The organism is Citrobacter pasteurii, assembly GCF_019047765.1.
GTDB lineage: Bacteria > Pseudomonadota > Gammaproteobacteria > Enterobacterales > Enterobacteriaceae > Citrobacter > Citrobacter pasteurii.
On the sequence record NZ_CP077262.1, the window covers coordinates 2,685,495 to 2,707,129 of the forward strand.

The window sequence follows — 21,635 nt, forward strand, 5'->3', positions numbered from 1 at the left end:
TAGCAAAATATTATTAACATTTAACGTGTTTTACTTACAACTGATTTATTTTGCTTATGTTTTGTACAGCATCATGGCGGGGGGGTGGGATCATGGAAGGGAATGTGTCCAGTCGATATACTTTCGTTATTGTTGGCTTTTGAACCCTTCTCTTCACAAGGCACTGATTGATGATACATGTAATAGGGCACCTTAACCCCGATAGCGATGCCATTTGTACTGCCGCCATGACGGCGCGTTGGCTTACTTTACGCGGCCAGCAGGCGACGGCATGGCGTCTGGGCGAACCGAACCGCGAAACGCAATTTATCTTTGCGCATGCAGGGCTGGCAATGCCTGAGCGGCTGACGTTTCCGCTGACCGATCTTGATGTATGGCTGGTCGATTTCACTGAGCCTGCTCAGGGGCCGGAATCGCTGTCTGAGAGCAATGTCGTCGGTATCATCGACCATCATCGACTCGGCGGATTAGTGACTCGTCTTCCTCCAGAGGTCTGGGTCAAACCTGTTGGCAGCAGTGCGACGCTGTTGTGGCAACTGATGACGGAAGATGAGCGCAGCCAGTTATCTGCCGCCGAGGCCGTTTTACTGCTGGGCGCTGCGCTGAGTGACACTGTCACGCTCCGTTCTCCGACAACGACCCCAGACGATCGCCAGGCAGTGGATGAGCTGGCCCAAAAAGCGGGTGTGGATCTGGACGCTTTTAGCCGTGATCTGTTGTCGGCCAAAACCAGCGTCGAAGGCATGAGTGCCCGTGAGCTGCTGCATAAAGACATTAAAACGTTCACCATTCATGGGCATAAAGTCTGCGTGGCGCAACTCGAGCTGTATGCACTGCGCCAGGTTGACGGTGTGCTGGACGATCTCCGCGAGGAGATGACCCGTTATGCTGAGGAAAATCAGGCTGCGCTGGTGGTACTGATGCTGACGGACATCAATCTTGGCGATACCAGCCTGTGGTTCGTTGGATCTGAGTTGTCAGAGTTACCGCAACCCTGCAAGGTCGAAGGCATGCTCAGTCGTAAAAAACAGATGCTGCCATGGCTGGAAAGTCATTTAAAACCACGTCAGTAAGCTTCAGTTCACTGCCCGGTGGGTGGGGGGAATTTATGCGGGATCACAGTTTGTAAATTCTTCCCACCGGAGTCAGCGGTGTTCTCTACACTCCAGGTAATATTCACTGGAGGCATGACATTATGGCGAACACCATCACGGCAGATGAGATTCGGGAACAATTTTCGCAGGCTATGTCAGCAATGTACCAGCAGGAAGTCCCGCAGTATGGCACGTTGCTGGAACTTGTCGCTGATGTGAATCTGGCGGTACTGGAAAATAATCCGACGCTACATGAAAAATTGGCTAATGCGGATGAACTGGCGCGGCTCAATGTTGAACGCCATGGGGCAATTCGGGTCGGTACTGCGCAGGAGTTGTCTACACTGCGGCGGATGTTTGCCATTATGGGGATGTATCCGGTCAGCTATTACGATCTCTCCCAGGCCGGCGTCCCCGTCCATTCCACGGCGTTTCGACCCATCGATGATGCCTCGCTTTCGCGCAACCCGTTTCGGGTATTTACGTCACTACTACGCCTCGAATTAATCGAGAACGTGGTGTTGCGCCAGCAGGCCGCGGAGATCCTCGCAAAGCGTGATATTTTCACGCGTCGTTGTCACGAATTGCTGGATGAGTTTGATGCGCACGGCAGTTTTACGCAGGCGCAGGCGCAAGAGTTTGTGCATGAGGCGCTGGAAACGTTCCGTTGGCATCAACACGCCACCGTAGATGAACAAACGTATCATGCCTTGCATAACGAGCATCGGCTGATTGCCGATGTGGTCTGTTTTCCCGGTTGCCATATCAATCACCTGACGCCGCGCACGCTGGATATCGATCGGGTACAGTCGATGATGCCGGAGTGCGGTATTACACCGAAAATTCTCATTGAAGGCCCACCACGGCGCGAGGTGCCCATCTTGCTGCGTCAGACCAGCTTTAAGGCGCTGGAAGAACCGGTGTTGTTTGCCGGCGAAATGCGTGGAACTCACACGGCACGTTTTGGCGAAATCGAACAGCGCGGCGTGGCGCTGACGCCAAAAGGCCGGGAGTTGTACGACGAACTGTTGAGTAAAGCGGGGACGGGGAAAGATAACCTGACGCACCAGTTGCATCTTCAGGACGTGTTTAAGGCGTTTCCGGACAGCGAGTTTCTGTTGCGCCAGCAAGGACTTGCCTGGTTTCGTTATCGTCTGACGCCGTCGGGCGAAGCGCATCGCCAGGCTATTCGCCCGGATGACGACCCGCAGCCGCTCATCGAGCGGGGCTGGCTGGTTGCTCAGCCTATCACCTACGAAGATTTCTTGCCGGTGAGCGCCGCAGGGATTTTCCAGTCTAATCTGGGTAATGAAACGCAGGCGCGCAGCCACGGTAATGCCAGCCGCGATGCCTTTGAACAGGCGCTGGGCTGCGCAGTGTATGATGAGTTTGCGTTGTATCAGGAGGCAGAAGAACGCAGTAAACGGCGGTGTGGTTTACTTTAACTGAATTTACATGGAATTCGGCCTGTTCTCATCGACATAAAATATTTTCGATTTTGTACAGATAATCGGCGACCAACAATTGGATTATTAATGAATTTTGTCTAGAGTGGGCGGTCAGAAATGTGCACTCTCTTGCCGCAGATTTTGACCGGCGCGGGACCATTTACACGACCAGAAGGACTCACTTTCAGGCATGAATCGCAGACGATTTATTAAAGGTTCAATGGCAGTGGCCGCCGTGTGCGGAACCAGTGGTATTGCATCACTCTTTTCCCGTGCTGCCTATGCGGCAGAGTCTGACATTGCAGACGGAAAAACCGTACGTTTTGATTTTTCCGTTCTGCAATCGATGGCCCATGATTTAGCACAGAAACCCTGGGGCGGCTCGCCGCGCGCATTGCCGGATACGCTGGCTAAACTAACGCCGCAGGCTTACAACAGTATTCAGTACGACGCAGAACAGTCACTGTGGAACAACGTTGAAAATCGTCAGCTTGACGCGCAATTCTTCCATGTAGGCATGGGTTTTCGTCGCCGCGTGCGCATGTTCTCGGTTGATGACAGTACGCATATGGCGCGTGAGATCCACTTCCGCCCGGAGCTTTTCAAGTACAACGATGCCGGTGTGGATACCAAACAGCTGGAAGGGCAAACTGATCTCGGTTTCGCCGGTTTTCGCGTGTTCAAAGCGCCTGAACTGGCCCGTCGTGACGTAGTGTCCTTCCTGGGAGCCAGCTATTTTCGCGCCGTAGATGACACCTATCAGTACGGTTTGTCGGCGCGTGGTCTGGCGGTTGATACGTATACCGACAGCAAAGAAGAGTTTCCGGACTTCACCGCATTTTGGTTCGAAACGGTTAAACCGGGTGCCACTTCATTTACTGTTTATGCACTACTCGATAGCCCAAGCGTAACCGGCGCGTTTAAGTTTGTGATCCACTGTGAGAAAACGCAGGTGATCATGGATGTGCAGAATCATGTCTATGCGCGTAAAGACATCAAGCAGCTCGGCATTGCGCCGATGACCAGCATGTTCAGCTGTGGTAACAATGAACGCCGGATGTGTGACACCATTCACCCGCAAATTCATGATTCCGACCGTCTGGCTATGTGGCGAGGCAATGGCGAGTGGATCTGCCGCCCGCTGAATAACCCGCAAAAACTGCAGTTTAATGCCTATACCGATAACAACCCGCGCGGATTTGGCCTGCTGCAGTTGGATCGTGACTTCTCCCACTATCAGGACATCATGGGTTGGTACAACAAGCGCCCAAGCCTGTGGGTCGAGCCACGTAACCAGTGGGGCAAGGGAACCATTGGCTTAATGGAGATCCCGACGACCGGTGAAACGCTGGATAACGTCGTCTGCTTCTGGCAGCCGGAGAAGAAGATCAAAGCTGGCGATGAGCTGGAATTCAAATACCGTCTGTACTGGAGCGCTCAGCCGCCGGTGCGTTCGCCGCTGGCTCGCGTGATGGCGACCCGTACAGGCATGGGCGGCTTCCCGGAAGGATGGGCGCCGGGCGAGCACTACCCGGAAAAATGGGCACGACGTTTTGCCGTTGATTTCGTCGGTGGCGATTTAAAAGCCGCCGCGCCGAAAGGTATTGAACCGGTAATTACGCTTTCGAGTGGTGAAGCGAAACAGATTGAGATCCTCTACGTTGAACCTATCGATGGCTACCGGATCCAGTTTGACTGGTATCCGACATCTGACTCAACCGATCCGGTAGATATGCGTATGTTCCTGCGTTGTCAGGGTAATGCCATCAGTGAAACCTGGCTGTATCAGTATTTCCCGCCAGCGCAGGATAAACGTCAGTATGTTGACGACCGTGAAATGCGTTAATTGCTCTTCTGATGGCTCTCCTTCCGGGGAGCCATTGCTGAAACTTCTATCGTAACAATCTGTACACTATTTACTCGATCCTGTTCGCATTTTTCCCTGACCTAACCGGGTAAGCTGATCATGTGTATTTCTTATACACATTCTTTACCACTAACAGGGAGAAAGTATGTTTCCAGAATACAGAGACCTTATTTCCCGACTGAAATCCGAGAATCCTCGTTTTCTGTCCTTATTCGAAAAACACAACAGCCTTGATCATGAGATTTCCAGACTGGAAGGTTCGGATGGTCGGGGATACAGTTTGGACATTGTTCGTCTTAAGAAACAGAAACTCCACCTGAAGGAAGATTTGCTCAAAATTTTGCAAAGAGAGAGTGTCAGTGAGAGCTAAATAGTACTGTGCTCACTGTGTAAAAGGGCTTCCAGCGAGAAAAGGAAGCCCTTCCTGTTTTAGGCGTTAATCGACCATCACGCGTTTGTTTGTCGCCCCCCAGAGGATCGACATTTCAGTGAACAGCGCGCCGCTAATTTCTTCGACTTCTTCTGCGCTCACCTGCGCATTTCCCTGTTTACCGAATAACACTACTTCATCGCCGGAGGCAACCTGTGGTAGATCGGTCACATCAACAATCACGGTATTCATGGATGTTTTACCCAGCACCGGAACCCGCTGGCCGTGGATCAATACGTGCCCCACATTACTGAACACACGACGATAGCCATCAGCATAACCCGTCGGAATATTGGCAAGAACGGAATTACGTTTAAGGGTATAGGTTCTGTCATAGCCGACGGTATTTCCTTTGGGGTAATGGTTTACCGACGCGATTGCGGATTTAAACGTCATGACGCGTTTGTATTCGGTGCTGGCAATGGTATCGCCATAAAAAATACCGCCAACACGCACCATGTCGAGCCAGGATTCAGGAACGGTCAGGGTGGCGAACGTATTCGCGACATGCAAGGTGACATCTTCGCGCTTAAGCCCGGTAATTTTGAGTACCTGGGCCGATTGCGTATTGAAACGGGCCAGATCGCGTTTTACCACCGCCGCATCTTCTTCCGGGAAATGCGACATGATGCCAACAATTTTCAGACCGGGTAACATGGAAATGGCGCGGGCCTCTTCCAGGCCTGCCGCGGTGCTGACTTCCAGACCGTTTCGTGACATACCGCCAGAGTTCAGTGCCAGATGGATACGAATCGTTTTCCCTTTCTCGTGGGCAATTGCACTCAGACGTTTAGCCATATCCAGATTGCCAATCAGCTCTTCGGTATCAAAATCTGCCGCCTGGCGCATCTCTTTTTCCGTCGCGTTGCGAACGCGCATTAGCTGCGATGTATAGCCTGACTGACGAACAATGCTAATCTCCTCGTTGCTGGCGATGCCAATACACTGCACACCGTTTTGCATCATCACCGGCGTAACCAGTGAGAGATCGTGGCCATACGCATCGCCTTTAAGAATGGCGCACATCCGGGTTTTGTCTCCCAGCAGTTGCTGAACTTTATGAATGTTATATTCCAGCGCGCTACGGGAAATTTCCAGCGTGGTATTATCCACAACCTGTTGTTTGTTAACGGCAAAGGGGACAGGACCCGCTTGCGTGGTGGGGACGGGTTGGTGACAGGCGGTAATCAGTAAAAGCGGAATAAGTGCTAAACGACCCAAAGGTGCTGCCATGCTTGCTCCTTAGCAATAGAATGAAAGTGTTGTTGTCATCATTACGGCCTATCCAGATATGGGATAACCGGACATCCAGAGTAACGGCTTCCGCACCAGAGATTGTTTCTAAGTGATTGCTGTTACAGCATAAAAATATGACATTCTCGGTGCTAAACAGATTAATATCGGCTACTGCCAGTCAGATATCCCCCGTTTACAATCGCAAAGGAGATAAACATGTCAGAAATTATTACCGTCAGTGACACGCTGGAACTGCGGGCAGTAGAAGAACAATACGTCACGCCTTTGCATCAACTGGTGCTCAAAAATAAAGTTTGGCTCCAGCGGTCGCTGAACTGGCCGCAGCTTGTCGAATCTGAGGACGATACGCGTAAGAATGTGCAGGGGAATATGATGTTGCACCAGCGTGGCTACGCCAAAATGTTCCTTATCTTCAAACAAGGTGAAGTGGTTGGCGTTATCTCATTTAACCAAATAGAACCGCTGAATAAAGCGGCTTACATTGGCTACTGGTTGGATGAAGTTCATCAGGGACAGGGCATTATGTCACGGTCGCTACAGGCATTGATTCATCATTATGCGCAGCGTGGCGAGATCCGTCGGTTCATTATTAAATGCCGTGTGGATAACCAGGAAAGTAACCAGGTGGCGCTGCGCAACGGTTTTCAGCTGGAAGGGTGTTTAAAGCAGGCAGAGTTCCTCAATGGTGATTACCATGATGTGAATCTCTATGCTCGCATCATTGATAGCGATTCAGAATAAACCGGCGAGGGGGGTGCGCGTAATACGCTGTTCGCCGTTGATCACTTTTGGCCCGCGCAGATGGATTGCATCACCATCAAAGGTTTCAACGTGGGCCTGCCCGGTTATCTCAATATGATGCTCGATCAGCACTTCACCCAGAATACAGGCGTGGCCTTCAATCAGGATGTGACCATCCAGCAAGAGTGGCCCGCCGCGTAATTTTGCATGTCCCCCGACCAGCACATGGTGTTTCAGGATACAGTTACCTTCAACCACTGCATGCTCAGCCACCTGTGAGCTATAGCGCAGGGTCGGTATCGCATCTTCATCTGTACCAGCGATGATGCGGGCGTTGCCGTATACCTTCGCACAATCGCAGATCCAAACGTTATTTTCCTCATTACCCTCGATGTGAGCACAATCAAAAACTTCGGCGCGGTGTTCAATAAAAGCGTAGTCAATGGTTGCATCGCCATAGATCTGCACCTGGTGCACAATGCGTGAATGGTTTACGGTTGCGCGATCATATATTTGTAGGGGCTGGTCACTTTCACGGGTTAACCCTTTAGCGGCGATGACTTCGGAGCCTCCCAGAATACGTGCATCACCCGACAAAAAACATTCGCCGCGAACGACCGAATCCTGAATGGTGACATTGTCACGTATTTGCGCGCCATGGCTAATTTCAGCCCGATCTATCCATACGGCATCGCCAATCTGAGCGCCATCTCTGATCACGCTGGCCTGCGTAATGCGGGCATTTCCAGAAATGGTTGCCCCCGCAAATGCCATCGCGTTCTCATCGTAAATCCAGCAATCACCACACTGCGCCAGTACGGCTTCATTATCAATCCAGCCACCATGCGTGCCAGCCGGAACATCATTAAAATCGAACAGTGCAATTATCTGGCGTAGTAATACGCTTCTTTTGTTGCCATTATCCTGGTAACTGAAGGAGCGAGGTTCGTCGCTCAGACGGTATTTGGTCATAGCTCATTTCCGTGTTGCGCACCTTAGTTAAACGTAGCAAAGTTTTCCGTACTGGCTAAATCAGCGTAAATTCCATAAAATGCATTTCAAATATACTTTAAAAAATAAACAAAATGAGTAAGAACAAGCAGAGTGAACAGGTCCTCAATCTTCCTGCTGGTTATTTTGGCATGGTACTGGGCATCATAGGGATGGGATTTGCGTGGCGTTATGCCAGCCAGGTGTGGTCTGTGAGCCACTGGATCGGCGACGGTCTGGTCATCCTCGCAATGGTCATTTGGGGGCTGCTGACGCTGGCCTTTTTTAGTCGCTTACTGCGTTTTCCGCATAGCGTTTTGGCGGAGATTCGTCATCCGGTGATGAGTAGCTTTGTCAGTCTGTTTCCGGCCACAACCATGCTGGTCGCGATTGGTTTTGTTCCCTGGTGTCGACCGCTGGCGCTTGGCTTGTTCAGCATTGGGGTCGTTATCCAACTGGCGTACGCGGCGTGGCAAACCGCGGGATTATGGCGCGGGGAGCACCCAGAAGAAGCCACCACGCCGGGGCTGTATCTGCCGACTGTCGCCAATAACTTTATTAGCGCAATGGCCTGTGGTGCGTTGGGTTTCAACGACGCTGGATTGGTGTTTTTGGGGGCAGGGGTATTTTCCTGGCTCAGCCTGGAGCCGGTGATCCTGCAACGTTTACGCAGTTGCGGCGAGCTGCCAACGGTATTACGTACTTCACTTGGCATTCAACTGGCGCCTGCGCTGGTCGCCTGCAGCGCCTGGCTTAGCGTCAATGGCGGCGAGGGCGATACGTTGGCGAAAATGCTGTTCGGCTATGGTTTGCTGCAACTTCTTTTTATGCTACGCCTCATGCCGTGGTATCTGTCTCAGCCCTTTAATGCGTCTTTCTGGAGCTTCTCGTTTGGCGTGTCGGCTCTGGCGACAACGGGGCTACATCTGGGACACGGCAGCGAATCAGGATTTTTTCATACGCTGTCGATCCCACTGTTTATTTTTACCAATTTTATCATTGCATTATTACTGGTACGTACGTTTGCATTGCTGATGCAGGGAAAACTACTCATCCGCACGGAGCGTGCTGCATTACTGAAATCTGAGGATAAATAATGACCCTTTGCGACGAAAACTACTTTACTGAGAAATACGATTTAACCCGTACGCATTCCGATGTCGTTGAAGCGGCGAAAATTGTTAAACCAGGTAAAACGTTAGACCTGGGCTGCGGCAATGGCCGTAACAGCCTGTACCTTGCGGCAAACGGCTATGACGTGACAGCATGGGATAAAAATCCCATGAGCATCGCTAACCTTGAGCGTATCAAAGCAGCCGAAGGGCTGACTCATCTGCAGGCGAGCGTCGCGGACCTTAATGCGTTGAGTTTTGATGGTGAATACGACTTTATCCTGTCTACCGTAGTGCTGATGTTCCTCGAAGCAAAAACTATTCCGGGGCTTATCGATAATATGCAGCGTTGCACGAAACCGGGTGGATATAACTTAATCGTTGCGGCGATGGATACCGATGATTTCCCGTGCACCGTTGGCTTCCCGTTCGCGTTTAAAGCGGGTGAATTACGCGACTATTACCGCGGATGGGAACTGCTGAAATATAACGAAGACGTGGGCGAACTGCATCGTACAGACGAAAACGGCAATCGTATTAAACTGCGTTTTGCGACCATGCTGGCCCGCAAAATCGGCTGATGGCCCACGCTCTGCGTTCAGCATTTTTTGTGCTGAGCGCAGAAATAAAATTGTGCGGCGCTTACCATTTTTCGCACATCTAAAATGATTTCCTTTTGCTACTATTTCAGATGCATATCTGCAAATACTAAGGGATCGTTCCATGCGTGCTCAAACTTTATTTAAAGTTGCAGTGCTTACGGGTTTACTGGCGTTATCAGGCTGTGCGTCAAAAATAACGCAGCCAGATAAATATTCAGGTTTTTTGAAAGATTACTCTGGTCTGAAGGAAACTAAATCGGCAACAGGACTGCCTGTGCTGCGTTGGGTTGATCCCAACTTCAATGAGTCCAAATATGACAGTATTGTGTATAACCCGATAACCTATTATCCGATTCCTAAACCAACGACTCAGGTTGGGCAACAGGTGCTGGATAAACTGTTGAGCTATACCAATACGCAAATGAAAACCGCCATTAGTAAACGTAAACCTCTGGTGACGACCCCCGGCCCGCGTAGCCTGATATTCCGTGGCGCAATTACCGGTGTTGCAACCAGCAAGGAAGGGCTGCAGTTCTATGAAGTGGTCCCGGTTGCGTTACTCGTCGCGGGGACACAAATGGCGACAGGTCACCGTACCATGGATACTCACCTCTATTTTGAAGGTGAGTTGATCGATGCGGCAACTAATAAGCCGGTGATTAAAGTGGTACGTCAGGGTGAAGGCAAGGACCTGAACAACGAGAGTACGCCGATGGCGTTCGAAACGTTGAAGAAAGTTGTTGATGACATGGCGACAGATGCCTCCATGTTTGATGTCAACAAAAAACAGTAACGCTGAGCGCACCATCTTTGGATGGTGCGCTTTTTTTATGCCGTCCGACGACGGTACAGTAGTTTCTCCATTAACGCCTCCGGGCGTGCAAACATCACCAGATTACCCAGCAAAATCAGCACTAATCCAGCAATTGCATTAGCCTGCCAGACGTATCCTTCATACAGCGTTGACAGCGTGAGCGCCACCAGCGGGAAAAGCAGCGTACTGTAGGCCGCCTTACTCGGACCGATGCGTCCTACCAGCGTGAAATAGGCGCCAAAAGCAATTACCGAGCCAAAAATAGCCAGATATAACAGCGCGCTAAGATAGCTGAAAGTCCACTGCGGCGTGAAGTTGTCCCCGCGCACCAGCGCAATGACGGCGATCAGTAGCGTACCATACAGCATGGCCCAGCTGTTGGTGGTCATCACCTCAAGCCCTTTTTTCTGATGACGCAGGCTTATCATATTGCCCAGGGAAAAACCAAACGTCCCCAGAGCGCTTAAACCAATACCCAGCAGCAGCGAATGGTTGAACCCGCTGTTGAGCAAATCCTGCCAGAACAGGGTGATGATACCCGTCAACCCTAGCGCCGCGGCGAAATAAAAGCGTACCGGTGGTTTTTGCCCAAAAAAGATAAAACTATTCACCGCATTGAACAGCACGGCCATCGAGAAAATCACCGACTCCAGGCCGGTATTAATCCACGCTGCGGCGGTGTAAAAACACCAGAAATTGAAGCAAAAAACACACCCGCCCTGTAACAGACAAAACAGGTGGTCGCGTCGGGAGAGTTTACGCAATTTGCCGCTGAACAGCAGGATAAGGATCATCACCGAGCTGGCAACGGCAAAACGCCAAAAGATAGAAACTGGCGCAGAAACTGGGCCTTGCTGCAAATAAATCGCAATCCATGTTGTTCCCCAAATAACGACGACCAGACAGTACAACAGTGCGTTCATACAACTCTCTCATTTTTGTAATCAGACCCACACTGTGTCACGCCTGGCGGTAGGGGGCTTTCATCGGTTTGCGGTCGACTTGCAAAATCTTGCGCTTTTTTCTCGCAAACATGAAAAGGAGGCTGTGAACAACATGTTGCTGATATAGACTGAAAGCCTGCTAACCTGTTCTGAATGTGATGGTATGTCTCAGCCCTACGGTGCCTTTGAAAACTTACGCAAACATAATGCCGTGCTGCATGAGTCGGTTGCGTTACATTCAGGGATTCAGCTGGCGGCGTGGTCAAACAAACGCGACACCATTACCCAGTATTGCGATCACCACACGCTCAGCCTATATGTTGCGGATGGCTACGAGAGTTATCACAAGACGGCGGGGGGCTGGAAAAACGGCGGCGGCCCGGATCGCTTCTGCCTGATGCCGAAAGAGAGCGAATCCAGTTGGGATATTCGTGACGATCTCTCCTTTGTACATCTTTATTGTACCGACGCGCATCTACGGGAAGTGGGTGAGAAAGTTTGGGACAAAAGCCCTTACAGCTTCACGCTGGACGAACATACGTTCGGCAGCGATCCGGGGATCACGGCGGTTTATCGCCAGTTTTTACTGGGTAATGACTGGCAGCAGCCGGCTAATCACCTAACGCTCAGCGCGGCATCTTCGCTGTTGCTGACGCATCTGATTCAACATTACAGCAACGTTCAATGGCGGCCGCCGGTGGTAACGGGTGGGCTTGCGCCAGCCACATTGCGCAATGTGCTGGCCTATATTGACGCGCATCTGGCCTACCCAATGACCCTCAGCGATTTGGCAGGTGAAGCGGCACTGAGCGATTTCCACTTTGCCAGAATGTTTCGCCAGTCGATGAATATGGCCCCGCACCAGTATGTTATGCAGCGTCGTATGGCGCTGGCGCAGCAACTGGTCCGTTATTCTTCACGTAGCTTGTCGGATATCGCGATGGCTTGTGGATTCAGTTCAGCAAGCCATTTTAGCAACCGGTTTAAGCAGGTGACGGGCAAGACACCAACGCAATTACGTGCGTCGCGATAATCTCAGCACGGCATAACATATCCCTCCGGCAATTAATCCCCAGAACGCAGAGCCAATCCCCAATAAGGTCAAACCACTGGCAGTAACCAGAAAGGTGACGATGGCAGCATCTCGCTCCGCTTCATGAAGCAATGCCTGATACAGACTACCGCTAATCGTTCCGAGCAAGGCGAGGCCAGCCAGCATCTGGATCCAGCTTGCCGGCAGAGCGGCCATCAATCCGGTTACCGACCCACCAAACACTCCGGCCAGAAGGTAGAAAATCCCGGCAGCAGCAGCGGCTAACCAGCGTCGCCGGGCATCCTGATGCGCATCCGGACTTTGGCAAATTGCGGCGGTGATGGCGGCAATACAGATGGAGTAGACGCCAAAGGGAGAAAACAGTAACGCCAGCAGCCCCGTGAAAATAATCAGCGGTGAAACGGGCAAGGAATAACCTGATGCTTTCATGGTGGCAATGCCAGGAGCATTTTGTGACGCCATGGTAACCAGGAAGAGCGGCAATGCGATGCTTATACTGTGTGCTAGAGAAAAGTGGGGGGCGATGAATTCAGGCATCACCGGAGATAAATTAATGTTATAAGTGACAATGTCACCTTTTAGCAGTGCGATGGCGATACCCACCAGCATGGCAGCAATGACGGCGTACCTGGGCGCGACAACTTTTAACATCAGCCACGCCAGCAGCATGCTGCCGCACAGGATAAGCTCGTTATTAAGGCTATTGAATGCCTGCAAACCAAAACGCAGCAGGATCCCAGCCAGCATTGCCGATGCCAGTGAGTGTGGGATTATCTGCATCAGACGTGCAAACAACCCCGTCACACCACACAGGACTATCAGCGCGTTAGCCACAATAAAAACGCCGATAGCATCCTGAATGGTCACGCCCTGCAGACCCGTAACCAGCAGCGCAGCACCGGGCGTAGACCAGGCAGTCAGGATGGGAGCACGATACCACACTGACAATGCCAGCGTACTCACGCCCATCGCGATTCCCAGCGCGGTCATCCAGCCCGCAATCTGCCCGGTCGTTGCGCCTGCGGCTATCGCCGCTTGCCAGATGATGGCTGCCGAACTGGCATAGCCGACCAGCACGGCAACAAAACCCGATAAAACGGTGGGTAAAGGGATTAATAATGTGCGCATAGCGACTCCGCGTGCGTTATAACGGTCATTTACTGTAGCACTGTGCGTTATAGCGTACAAGTGATAAGCTGATGGGCAGAAACAGGAGATAGAGGAAGGCGACAATGGACAATTTAACCCACTATCTGGCTACCACGCTCCGGACATTACGTCATCAGCGGGAATGGAGTCTGTCGCGTCTGGCAGAAGAAACGGGGGTATCCAAAGCCATGTTGGGGCAGATAGAACGCAATGAATCCAGCCCAACAGTGGCGACATTGTGGAAAATTGCCACCGGACTGAACGTGCCGTTTTCGACATTTATTTCACCACCAGAGTCAGAAGGCACCGCGACTTTTGATCCCCAACAGCAGGCAATGATAGTGACACCGCTGTTTCCGTGGGATCCACAACTCTGCTTTGACCATTTTTCAATATTGCTGGCACCGGGGGCGTTGAGTGAATCTACACCGCATGAAACCGGTGTGGTTGAGCACGTAGTGGTGATTAGTGGCCTGCTGGATATGTGCATTGATGGGCAGTGGCGAACCATCAAATCGGGTGAGGGTGTCCGTTTTGCGGGTGATACTGCACATAGTTACCGTAACAGCAGCGAACAGACGGTTCACTTTCACTCCTTGATCCATTACCCACGTGGTTAATCGGGAAAACTATTCCGAAATGCCGCGCTTGTGACTACAATAGCCGCCATTTTTACCGCTTGTGGATGGTAACAACTGTATGCGCCAGCAACCTCATCACCTTGAATTGTTAAGCCCGGCTCGTGATACCGCCATTGCGCGCGAAGCCATTTTGCACGGCGCGGATGCCGTATACATTGGCGGCCCGGGTTTTGGTGCGCGTCACAACGCCAGTAACAGCCTGAAAGATATCGCTGAACTGGTGCCATTCGCTCATCGATATGGGGCGAAGATCTTTGTGACGTTGAACACGATTTTGCATGATGATGAACTGGAATCTGCTCAGCGGTTAATTACCGAGTTGTATCAGACCGGCGTTGATGCGCTGATTGTGCAGGATATGGGGATTATGGAACTGGATATCCCGCCGATTGAACTGCATGCCAGCACCCAGTGTGATATTCGCAGCGTCGAGAAGGCGAAGTTTCTTTCTGACGTCGGATTCACGCAGATTGTACTGGCGCGCGAACTGAGTCTTGAGCAGATTCACGCGATTCATCAGGCGACGGACGCGACTATCGAGTTTTTCATCCACGGTGCGTTATGCGTTGCTTATTCAGGCCAGTGTTATATCTCTCATGCGCAAACCGGGCGCAGCGCTAACCGCGGTGACTGTTCACAAGCCTGCCGACTACCGTATACCCTGAAAGACGATCAGGGCCGGGTGGTGTCGTATGAAAAACACCTGCTGTCGATGAAAGATAACGATCAGACCGCCAACCTCGGTGCGTTGATTGATGCCGGAGTTCGTTCCTTCAAAATTGAAGGGCGCTACAAAGACATGAGCTATGTGAAGAACATCACTGCACATTATCGGCAGAGACTGGATGCCATCATCGAAGAACGCGGCGATCTGGCACGTTCATCCGCAGGTCGCACTGAGCATTTCTTCACGCCATCTACAGAGAAAACCTTCCACCGCGGCAGCACTGACTATTTTGTAAATGCCCGTAAAGGCGACATCGGTGCATTCGACTCACCTAAATTCATTGGCTTACCAGTGGGTGAGGTACTGAAGGTGGCGAAGGATTATCTTGATGTCGAGGTGTCGGAACCACTGGCAAACGGGGATGGCCTGAACGTATTGATTAAGCGTGATGTGGTTGGATTCCGTGCCAATACTGTAGAGAAAACGGGGAATAATCGTTATCGGGTATGGCCAAATGAAATGCCAACGGACCTGCACAAAGTGCGGCCGCACCATCCGCTCAATCGCAATCTCGATCATAACTGGCAGCAGGCGCTAACTAAGACGTCCAGCGAACGCCGTGTCGCGGTTGATATTGAATTGGGCGGCTGGCAGGAACAATTGCTCCTGACGCTAACCAGTGAAGATGGTGTGAGTATCACCCATACGCTGGATGGTCAGTTTGAAGAAGCGAACAATGCAGAAAAAGCGTTGAGTAACTTGCAGGATGGTCTGGCAAAACTTGGACAGACGCTGTACTACGCCCGCGACATTCAGGTGAATCTGCCGGGGGCGCTGTTTGTTCCGAATGGTCAACTCAACCAACTGCGCCGCGAAGCCATCGACATGCTGGATACCGCGCGTCTGGAAAACTACCGACGCGGCAGTCGTAAACCCGTTGCCCAGCCGGCGCCGGTCTATCCGCAGACGCATCTGAGTTTTCTGGCCAATATCTATAACCATAAAGCGCGTGAGTTTTACCACCGTTATGGCGTCCAGTTGATTGATGCAGCCTATGAAGCGCATGAAGAAAAGGGCGATGTTCCGGTGATGATTACCAAGCACTGCCTGCGTTTTGCATTCAATCTGTGTCCGAAACAGGCAAAAGGGAATATCAAAAGCTGGAAAGCCACTCCGATGCAATTGGTGAATGGCGATGAAGTGCTGACGCTGAAATTTGATTGCCGACCGTGCGAAATGCACGTTATCGGCAAGATGAAACACCACATTCTGAAAATGCCATTGCCGGGCAGCGTAGTGGCTTCTGTCAGCCCTGATGAGCTGATGAAAACACTGCCGAAGCGGAAGGGCTAACTCAGGTGTGTATCTGGCTTGCGTGATTTTTGCCAGTGATGGTGTTCGCGTAGATCGGCGGCGGATTCTTCCGCCGTCACCCTCAGCTCATCGCTGTCTGCCGTGTGGCGTAACAAATGATCGGCATCCTGTACCTGAAGATATTCATGTCCCTGATGAGTAGCGAAAAGCTGGCCGGAGAAAAGCGCGCTGGCAAGCAATAACACCGTTAACCCTTTCTTAAACATCATGCACCCTCTGGTACGTTAGCTGTGGAATCGGCAATAATTTCTCCATGTGACTATTCAATATTTTAATCGGATTAATGGCAATCTCTGTTTTGCCAATTCGATGTTTTTTACATTTTTGTTTAGTCTGCATTAGGATTTGTAACAACCGGGAAGCGCCGCGCGACCCGGTTGTTACCAGGGGTAAAATCAGGACTTAAATCCCGCCGCCGTCATCAGTAAGCGAAAGAATGAACCGACGGCCGCCAGGGCCAGCACGCTGCCGCCCCAGAGAATGACCAGCCACATCAGGCGTTTCCAGATAGATTGTTGCATCAATGATACCCCTCACCATGTTGAACTTTGCCGCGGAAAACGTAGTAGCTCCAGAAGGTGTACACCAGAATGATAGGGATAATCAGCAGCGCTCCCACCAACATAAAGCCCTGGCTTTGCGTCGGCGCCGCGGCCTGCCAAAGGGTAATAGACGGCGGAATAATATGTGGCCAGATGCTGATCCCCAACCCGCTGAAACCGAGAAAAATTAAACCCAGCGTCAATATAAATGGCGGGGCATGACTATGTTGCTGGCCCAGAGAACGCCACAGCAACAGACTGATGAGTGCGACCAGCAGCGGAACCGGCATCAGGAACCACAGATTTGGCAGGCTAAACCAACGATCGGCAATCGCACTGTGCGCAAGCGGCGTCCACAAGCTGATAATGGCAATGACAGCCAACATCGCCAGCAGCAGTTTTTTTGCCACACTGCGCATTTTATCCTGTAGCGGTTTTTCGCTTTTCATCACCAGCCATGTTGCCCCCAGCAGGGCGTAAGCCACCACCAGTCCCAGCCCGCAAAACAGCGTGAAAGGCGTTAGCCAGTCAAACGGACCGCCGCTGTAGCTGCGGCCAGTAACGGAAAATCCGTTGAGGACCGCACCCACGACCACTCCCTGGGTAAACGTGGCAAGAATTGAACCGCCCAGAAAGGCTTTATCCCAGAACGGTCGGTGTGCCGGTGTGGCTTTGAAACGAAACTCAAAGGCAACGCCGCGAAAAATCAGGCCAATCAGCATTAGGGTGAGTGGGATCGTCAGTGCATCGACAATGACCGCATAGGCCAGAGGAAATGCACCAAACAATCCTGCGCCGCCCAGTACCAGCCAGGTTTCATTCCCATCCCATACCGGTGCGACGCTGTTGACCATCACATCGCGGTCATCAGCATCCTGAATGGCGGGGAATAAGATACCGATCCCGAGATCAAAGCCGTCCATCACGATATACATCAGCGTGGCGAACACGATAATAACGAACCAGATAACTGATAAATCAATACCCATTAGCGATGTGCCTCAGCTTGAGAATCGAGGACAGCAGCAGAAAGCGGCCGTGCAGGTGTGCCAGTTGGCGGGAGGGTCGGATCATCTTCCTGTGGCCCTTTACGGATCAGGCGAATCATGTAGCTATAACCCACACCGAAGACCGAACTGTAAACCACAAAGAAGGCCAGCAGGCTGATGCTCATATGCAAATCACCATGTGCGGAAACCGCATCCGCTGTGCGTTGCAAACCGTAAACCACCCACGGCTGACGACCCACTTCAGTGGTGACCCAACCGGCCAGAATAGCGATCAGACCAGACGGCCCCATCCACAGCGCGAAACGCAGGAAGGGACGTGAGGTATACAGGCGTTGCTTGTAACGTAACCACAAGGCGAATGTACCCAACAGGATCATCAGCATGCCAAGCCCCGCCATAATGCGAAATGACCAGAACACCATGGTGGAGTTGGGCCTGTCTTCTTTAGGGAACTCTTTTAGCGCCGGGACCTGTTTATCCAGACTATGGGTCAGGATCAGACTACCCAGCGCCGGAATTTCCAGCCCATAGCGGGTGCGCTCTTGCGCCATATCCGGCCAGCCGAACAGTAGCAACGGAGTGGGTTCGCCGGGCGGGTTTTCCCAGTGCCCCTCGATGGCGGCAATTTTGGCAGGTTGATGCTTCAGCGTATTCAACCCGTGCATATCACCAATCAATGCCTGCAACGGGGCGACGATTAACGTCATCCACAGCGCCATCGAAAACATGGCTCGAATAGCCGGAGTGTTATTCCCGCGTAATAAATGCCATGCCCCTGACGCTGCGACAAACAGCGCACTGCTGAGGAAAGCGGCAACGGACATATGCAACAAACGATATGGGAATGAAGGGTTGAAAATAACGGCGAACCAGTCGACGGGAACGACCTGGCCGTTAACGATTTCATAGCCTTGCGGTGTTTGCATCCAACTGTTGGAGGCCAGTATCCAGAAAGTAGAAATAATGGTACCCAGTGCAACCATACAGGTGGCGAAGAAGTGAAGTCCCGGCCCCACACGGTTCCAGCCAAACAGCATTACGCCGAGGAAGCCCGCTTCGAGGAAGAAGGCGGTTAACACTTCATAGGTCAGCAGCGGCCCGGTGATGCTTCCGGCGAACTCGGAAAAACCGCTCCAGTTGGTGCCGAACTGATAAGCCATCACCAGCCCGGACACTACGCCCATACCAAAGTTTACGGCGAATATTTTCGACCAGAAATGATACAGCGAACGCCAGGTCGGATTTTTGGTTTTCAACCAGAGACCTTCCAGCACCGCCAGATAGCTGGCGAGGCCGATGGTAATGGCCGGAAAAATGATGTGAAAGGACACCGTAAACGCGAACTGGATCCTCGCCAGGTGAAACGCGTCAAGACCGAACATGCTTAACTCCGCAGGCAAAATTGATTTGGCGCAATTCTAAGCCCCAGGCGAAATGTGGGGCAGAAACAGAACAGTTCTTTTTAACCATAACAGTTGTGCTGCTGTTATAGGTTGGCCAGACTGATATGAAATCTGGAAGCTGGATTCCTGTTATTGAATTGCGTCCTCCCCACGTGAGTTATTTTGCGATATTAGTAGCAAGGTAATTAAAAGGTAATCATAAATGTTTACTTTGTGTATATAATAGACTACAGGGAGGCGCAGTGAAGCAAAGTGAGTTCAGACGCTGGCTTGAATCTCAGGGAGTCGCTGTTACAAACGGCTCAAATCATCTGAAACTGAGATATCAGGGAAGGCGTAGCGTTATGCCCAGACATCCAGGTGATGAAATAAAAGAAGCCTTGCGAAAAGCGATTATTAAGCAGCTCGACTTACTGTAATCATCATCACTACAAGGTTGATTATATGAGAGATTTTGAAAAACCTATGCGTTATCCCGTTACTCTAACACCGGCAGTGGAAGGTGGGTTTGTGGTTTCGTTCCCGGATATTCCGGAAGCATTAACTCAGGGAAATACCCGCCATGACGCTTTGCAGGCCGCGCAGGCGGCATTGATTACCGCTTTTGAATTCTATTTCGACGACAACGAGGCGATTCCTCTCCCCTCGGCGGTTGGCGCTGAAGATGACTACGTGGAAATACCGCTGAGCGCCGCGTCTAAGGTTCTTTTGCTGAATGCCTTCCTTGAATCAAAAATCACCCAACAGGAACTGGCGAACAGGATCGGCAGACCTAAGCAGGAGATCACCCGTTTATTTGATTTAAAGCACACGACAAAAATTGATGCCGTACAGATTGCTGCGCGCGCCTTAGGCAAAGAGCTGGCGTTAACGATGTTGTAAAACTGTTAACTATAACAGTTATAAAAAACACCCTGATTATGTAAACTGATATACACAGTGATTGTCACCGACACCGGTAATCAGGACGAAAAATGAAAAAGTACCAGCGACTGGCGGAGCAAATTCGCGATCAAATCGCGTCTGGCGTATGGCAACCAGGCGATCGGTTGCCCTCTTTGCGCGAGCAGGTGGCAAGCAGCGGGATGAGTTTTATGACTGTGGGGCATGCCTACCAACTGCTGGAAAGTCAGGGGCGGATCATCGCCCGGCCGCAGTCGGGCTATTATGTTGCCGCGCGCCCCGAACGCGAAGCCGCCGTGCCGCCGGTACAGGTCATGCGTGATGAAGCCGTGGATATCAACACCTACATCTTTGACATGCTGCAGGCCAGTCGTGATGCTTCCGTGATGCCGTTTGCATCCGCTTTCCCCGATCCGCGCTTATTTCCGCTTCAGCAGCTTAATCGCTCGCTGGCTCAGGTGAGTAAAACGGCTACCGCCATGAGCGTTATCGAAAACCTGCCGCCGGGAAATGATGAACTGCGTCATGCTATTGCCCGTCGATATGCGCAACAGGGAATGACCCTTTCCCCGGATGAAATTGTGATCACCACCGGCGCACTTGAAGCGCTTAACCTGAGCCTGCAGGCGGTCACTGAGCCGGGAGACTGGGTGATTGTCGAAAACCCGTGTTTTTACGGGGCATTACAGGCTCTGGAGCGATTGCGCCTGAAGGCGTTGTCTGTTGCCACCGACGTGAAGGACGGAATCGACCTTGTCGCTCTGGAACAGGCACTACAGGAGTACCCGGTCAAAGCCTGCTGGCTGATGACCAACAGCCAAAATCCGTTGGGTTTTACGCTTAGCGCACAGAAAAAAGCCCATCTGGTCGCATTACTGGAAAAATACAATGTGATGCTGATTGAAGATGATGTTTACAGCGAACTCTATTTTGGCCGGGAGAAACCACTGCCGGCTAAAGCCTGGGATCGAGGGGACAGGGTGTTGCACTGTTCATCCTTCTCGAAATGTCTGGTCCCCGGCTTTCGCATCGGCTGGGTTGCTGCCGGGAAACATGCCCGTCGTATTCAGCGACTCCAGTTGATGAGCACCTTATCCACCAGTTCCCCAATGCAGCTTGCGCTGGTGGACTACCTGTCGACCCGGCGTTATGACGCGCATTTGCGACGGCTACGTCGTCAGCTGGCGGAACGCAAACAGCAGGCCTGGCAAACGTTGCTGCGTCATCTTCCGGCGGAGGTCAAAATACACCATAACGACAGCGGCTATTTTCTGTGGCTCGAACTGCCAGAACCGCTGGATGCGGGAGAGCTCAGTACCCAGGCGCTGGCGCACCACATCAGCATCGCACCAGGCAAGATGTTTTCAACCTCGGGGACATGGTCACGTTTCTTTCGTTTTAATACCGCATGGCACTGGGGTGAACGCGAAGAACAGGCGGTTAAGCAGCTTGGAAAATTAATTCGCGAGATGATGAAATAAAACTGAATGTGCTATTCAATATAAAAGAATAGCGCATTCTTATTTTAGAAATAGTGGAGGTTAAACCCTGATGTTATTTATATCAGGTGCCACCATACGAAATATCAATAGT

Annotated in this window: 22 protein-coding genes; 14 read left to right on the forward strand and 8 right to left on the reverse strand. The window is 51.6% G+C overall.

Annotated elements, in window-relative coordinates; all coding sequences use genetic code 11:
* Positions 1-170 precede the first annotated feature (170 nt).
* The 4 genes from I6L54_RS13145 to I6L54_RS13160 all read left to right on the forward strand — a co-directional run bounded on the left by I6L54_RS13145 (position 171) and on the right by I6L54_RS13160 (position 4,779).
* Positions 171-1,073 (forward strand): manganese-dependent inorganic pyrophosphatase, encoded by a 903-nt coding sequence (locus I6L54_RS13145; RefSeq protein ID WP_005126725.1) that lies wholly within the window; start codon positions 171-173, stop codon positions 1,071-1,073.
* 122 nt (positions 1,074-1,195) lie between these two features.
* The gene (hglS, locus tag I6L54_RS13150; protein ID WP_005126726.1) at positions 1,196-2,539 is read left to right on the forward strand and encodes a 2-oxoadipate dioxygenase/decarboxylase HglS; all 1,344 of its coding nucleotides are present in this window, start codon (positions 1,196-1,198) and stop codon (positions 2,537-2,539) included.
* A gap of 193 nt (positions 2,540-2,732) precedes the next feature.
* The gene (locus I6L54_RS13155) at positions 2,733-4,388 is read left to right on the forward strand and encodes a glucan biosynthesis protein D (protein ID WP_040230968.1); all 1,656 of its coding nucleotides are present in this window, start codon (positions 2,733-2,735) and stop codon (positions 4,386-4,388) included.
* Positions 4,389-4,554: 166 nt separating this feature from the next.
* On the forward strand, positions 4,555-4,779 hold the full coding sequence (locus I6L54_RS13160; protein ID WP_003020276.1) for an HP1242/YdcH family protein: 225 nt from the start codon (positions 4,555-4,557) through the stop codon (positions 4,777-4,779).
* Positions 4,780-4,845: 66 nt separating this feature from the next.
* Here the strand turns inward: I6L54_RS13160 and alr are convergent, their stop codons facing one another.
* Entirely contained in the window at positions 4,846-6,072 is a 1,227-nt protein-coding gene (alr, locus tag I6L54_RS13165; protein ID WP_005126728.1) for an alanine racemase, read from the reverse strand.
* A 219-nt stretch (positions 6,073-6,291) separates the two neighbouring features.
* Here alr and rimL point away from each other — a divergent pair, with 219 nt between their 5' ends.
* Entirely contained in the window at positions 6,292-6,837 is a 546-nt protein-coding gene (rimL, locus tag I6L54_RS13170; protein WP_040230972.1) for a 50S ribosomal protein L7/L12-serine acetyltransferase, read from the forward strand.
* Here rimL and ydcK read toward each other — a convergent pair.
* Positions 6,829-7,809, reverse strand: coding sequence for a YdcK family protein (gene ydcK, locus I6L54_RS13175; protein ID WP_040230975.1), 981 nt, complete (start codon positions 7,807-7,809; stop codon positions 6,829-6,831). The two genes, rimL and ydcK, sit on opposite strands and share 9 nt — an antisense overlap.
* 113 nt (positions 7,810-7,922) lie before the next feature.
* Here ydcK and tehA point away from each other — a divergent pair, with 113 nt between their 5' ends.
* The 3 genes from tehA (at position 7,923) to I6L54_RS13190 (ending at position 10,334) form a co-directional block, all read left to right on the forward strand.
* Positions 7,923-8,924, forward strand: coding sequence for a dicarboxylate transporter/tellurite-resistance protein TehA (gene tehA / locus I6L54_RS13180; RefSeq protein ID WP_005126731.1), 1,002 nt, complete (start codon positions 7,923-7,925; stop codon positions 8,922-8,924).
* Positions 8,924-9,520: a tellurite resistance methyltransferase TehB gene (gene tehB, locus I6L54_RS13185; protein WP_005126732.1), complete on the forward strand. Its 597-nt coding sequence runs from the start codon at positions 8,924-8,926 to the stop codon at positions 9,518-9,520. Before tehA ends, tehB begins: the two co-directional genes overlap by 1 nt.
* A gap of 142 nt (positions 9,521-9,662) precedes the next feature.
* Positions 9,663-10,334 (forward strand): DUF3313 domain-containing protein, encoded by a 672-nt coding sequence (locus I6L54_RS13190; RefSeq protein WP_005126733.1) that lies wholly within the window; start codon positions 9,663-9,665, stop codon positions 10,332-10,334.
* A 35-nt stretch (positions 10,335-10,369) separates the two neighbouring features.
* On the opposite strand, the gene I6L54_RS13195 is transcribed toward I6L54_RS13190, so the two are convergent.
* The gene (locus I6L54_RS13195) at positions 10,370-11,278 is read right to left on the reverse strand and encodes a DMT family transporter (protein ID WP_040230977.1); all 909 of its coding nucleotides are present in this window, start codon (positions 11,276-11,278) and stop codon (positions 10,370-10,372) included.
* Positions 11,279-11,462: 184 nt separating this feature from the next.
* Between I6L54_RS13195 and I6L54_RS13200 the strand changes: the two genes are divergently transcribed.
* Positions 11,463-12,332, forward strand: coding sequence for a helix-turn-helix domain-containing protein (locus I6L54_RS13200; RefSeq protein WP_040230980.1), 870 nt, complete (start codon positions 11,463-11,465; stop codon positions 12,330-12,332).
* On the opposite strand, the gene I6L54_RS13205 is transcribed toward I6L54_RS13200, so the two are convergent.
* A complete protein-coding gene (locus I6L54_RS13205; protein WP_040230981.1) occupies positions 12,315-13,481 on the reverse strand; it encodes a benzoate/H(+) symporter BenE family transporter in 1,167 nt (388 codons plus the stop codon). The genes I6L54_RS13200 and I6L54_RS13205 overlap by 18 nt on opposite strands.
* 104 nt (positions 13,482-13,585) lie before the next feature.
* Here I6L54_RS13205 and I6L54_RS13210 point away from each other — a divergent pair, with 104 nt between their 5' ends.
* Both I6L54_RS13210 and I6L54_RS13215 read left to right on the forward strand, forming a co-directional pair.
* Positions 13,586-14,122, forward strand: coding sequence for a helix-turn-helix domain-containing protein (locus I6L54_RS13210; RefSeq protein WP_005126739.1), 537 nt, complete (start codon positions 13,586-13,588; stop codon positions 14,120-14,122).
* A gap of 79 nt (positions 14,123-14,201) precedes the next feature.
* Positions 14,202-16,163: a peptidase U32 family protein gene (locus I6L54_RS13215; protein ID WP_040230982.1), complete on the forward strand. Its 1,962-nt coding sequence runs from the start codon at positions 14,202-14,204 to the stop codon at positions 16,161-16,163.
* Here I6L54_RS13215 and I6L54_RS13220 read toward each other — a convergent pair.
* The 4 genes from I6L54_RS13220 to I6L54_RS13235 form a co-directional block, all read right to left on the reverse strand.
* Entirely contained in the window at positions 16,160-16,390 is a 231-nt protein-coding gene (locus I6L54_RS13220) for a DUF2554 family protein (protein WP_005126741.1), read from the reverse strand. The genes I6L54_RS13215 and I6L54_RS13220 overlap by 4 nt on opposite strands.
* Before the next feature lie 189 nt (positions 16,391-16,579).
* Positions 16,580-16,705, reverse strand: coding sequence for a DUF2474 domain-containing protein (locus tag I6L54_RS13225; protein ID WP_005126742.1), 126 nt, complete (start codon positions 16,703-16,705; stop codon positions 16,580-16,582).
* Positions 16,705-17,715 carry a cytochrome d ubiquinol oxidase subunit II gene (gene cydB, locus I6L54_RS13230; protein ID WP_040230985.1) on the reverse strand — a complete coding sequence of 337 codons (1,011 nt, stop codon included), beginning with the start codon at positions 17,713-17,715 and terminating at the stop codon, positions 16,705-16,707. The genes I6L54_RS13225 and cydB overlap by 1 nt, the downstream gene beginning before the upstream one ends.
* Positions 17,715-19,118, reverse strand: a complete 1,404-nt coding sequence (locus I6L54_RS13235) for a cytochrome ubiquinol oxidase subunit I (RefSeq protein WP_040230988.1) — start codon at positions 19,116-19,118, stop codon at positions 17,715-17,717. The genes cydB and I6L54_RS13235 overlap by 1 nt, the downstream gene beginning before the upstream one ends.
* A 263-nt stretch (positions 19,119-19,381) precedes the next feature.
* On the opposite strand from I6L54_RS13235, the gene I6L54_RS13240 reads away from it, so the two are divergent.
* The 3 genes from I6L54_RS13240 to I6L54_RS13250 all read left to right on the forward strand — a co-directional run bounded on the left by I6L54_RS13240 (position 19,382) and on the right by I6L54_RS13250 (position 21,523).
* Positions 19,382-19,558 (forward strand): type II toxin-antitoxin system HicA family toxin, encoded by a 177-nt coding sequence (locus tag I6L54_RS13240; RefSeq protein WP_005126745.1) that lies wholly within the window; start codon positions 19,382-19,384, stop codon positions 19,556-19,558.
* A gap of 46 nt (positions 19,559-19,604) precedes the next feature.
* A complete protein-coding gene (locus I6L54_RS13245; RefSeq protein WP_137378530.1) occupies positions 19,605-20,021 on the forward strand; it encodes a type II toxin-antitoxin system HicB family antitoxin in 417 nt (138 codons plus the stop codon).
* Between the two features lie 92 nt (positions 20,022-20,113).
* The gene (locus I6L54_RS13250; protein ID WP_005126747.1) at positions 20,114-21,523 is read left to right on the forward strand and encodes an aminotransferase-like domain-containing protein; all 1,410 of its coding nucleotides are present in this window, start codon (positions 20,114-20,116) and stop codon (positions 21,521-21,523) included.
* Positions 21,524-21,635: the final 112 nt, after the last annotated feature.

Bases quoted from the DNA above. Each gene is read 5' to 3' on its own strand.
- tehB (WP_005126732.1), top strand. From the start codon at position 8,924: ATGACCCTTTGCGACGAAAACTACTTTACTGAGAAATACGATTTAACC.
- cydB (WP_040230985.1), bottom strand. From the start codon at position 17,715: ATGGGTATTGATTTATCAGTTATCTGGTTCGTTATTATCGTGTTCGCC.
- I6L54_RS13190 (WP_005126733.1), top strand. From the start codon at position 9,663: ATGCGTGCTCAAACTTTATTTAAAGTTGCAGTGCTTACGGGTTTACTG.
- I6L54_RS13245 (WP_137378530.1), top strand. From the start codon at position 19,605: ATGCGTTATCCCGTTACTCTAACACCGGCAGTGGAAGGTGGGTTTGTG.
- I6L54_RS13220 (WP_005126741.1), bottom strand. From the start codon at position 16,390: ATGTTTAAGAAAGGGTTAACGGTGTTATTGCTTGCCAGCGCGCTTTTC.
- I6L54_RS13215 (WP_040230982.1), top strand. From the start codon at position 14,202: ATGCGCCAGCAACCTCATCACCTTGAATTGTTAAGCCCGGCTCGTGAT.
- I6L54_RS13145 (WP_005126725.1), top strand. From the start codon at position 171: ATGATACATGTAATAGGGCACCTTAACCCCGATAGCGATGCCATTTGT.
- alr (WP_005126728.1), bottom strand. From the start codon at position 6,072: ATGGCAGCACCTTTGGGTCGTTTAGCACTTATTCCGCTTTTACTGATT.
- rimL (WP_040230972.1), top strand. From the start codon at position 6,292: ATGTCAGAAATTATTACCGTCAGTGACACGCTGGAACTGCGGGCAGTA.
- I6L54_RS13155 (WP_040230968.1), top strand. From the start codon at position 2,733: ATGAATCGCAGACGATTTATTAAAGGTTCAATGGCAGTGGCCGCCGTG.
- I6L54_RS13235 (WP_040230988.1), bottom strand. From the start codon at position 19,118: ATGTTCGGTCTTGACGCGTTTCACCTGGCGAGGATCCAGTTCGCGTTT.
- I6L54_RS13205 (WP_040230981.1), bottom strand. From the start codon at position 13,481: ATGCGCACATTATTAATCCCTTTACCCACCGTTTTATCGGGTTTTGTT.
- I6L54_RS13250 (WP_005126747.1), top strand. From the start codon at position 20,114: ATGAAAAAGTACCAGCGACTGGCGGAGCAAATTCGCGATCAAATCGCG.
- I6L54_RS13210 (WP_005126739.1), top strand. From the start codon at position 13,586: ATGGACAATTTAACCCACTATCTGGCTACCACGCTCCGGACATTACGT.
- I6L54_RS13160 (WP_003020276.1), top strand. From the start codon at position 4,555: ATGTTTCCAGAATACAGAGACCTTATTTCCCGACTGAAATCCGAGAAT.
- ydcK (WP_040230975.1), bottom strand. From the start codon at position 7,809: ATGACCAAATACCGTCTGAGCGACGAACCTCGCTCCTTCAGTTACCAG.
- tehA (WP_005126731.1), top strand. From the start codon at position 7,923: ATGAGTAAGAACAAGCAGAGTGAACAGGTCCTCAATCTTCCTGCTGGT.
- hglS (WP_005126726.1), top strand. From the start codon at position 1,196: ATGGCGAACACCATCACGGCAGATGAGATTCGGGAACAATTTTCGCAG.
- I6L54_RS13200 (WP_040230980.1), top strand. From the start codon at position 11,463: ATGTCTCAGCCCTACGGTGCCTTTGAAAACTTACGCAAACATAATGCC.
- I6L54_RS13195 (WP_040230977.1), bottom strand. From the start codon at position 11,278: ATGAACGCACTGTTGTACTGTCTGGTCGTCGTTATTTGGGGAACAACA.
- I6L54_RS13225 (WP_005126742.1), bottom strand. From the start codon at position 16,705: ATGCAACAATCTATCTGGAAACGCCTGATGTGGCTGGTCATTCTCTGG.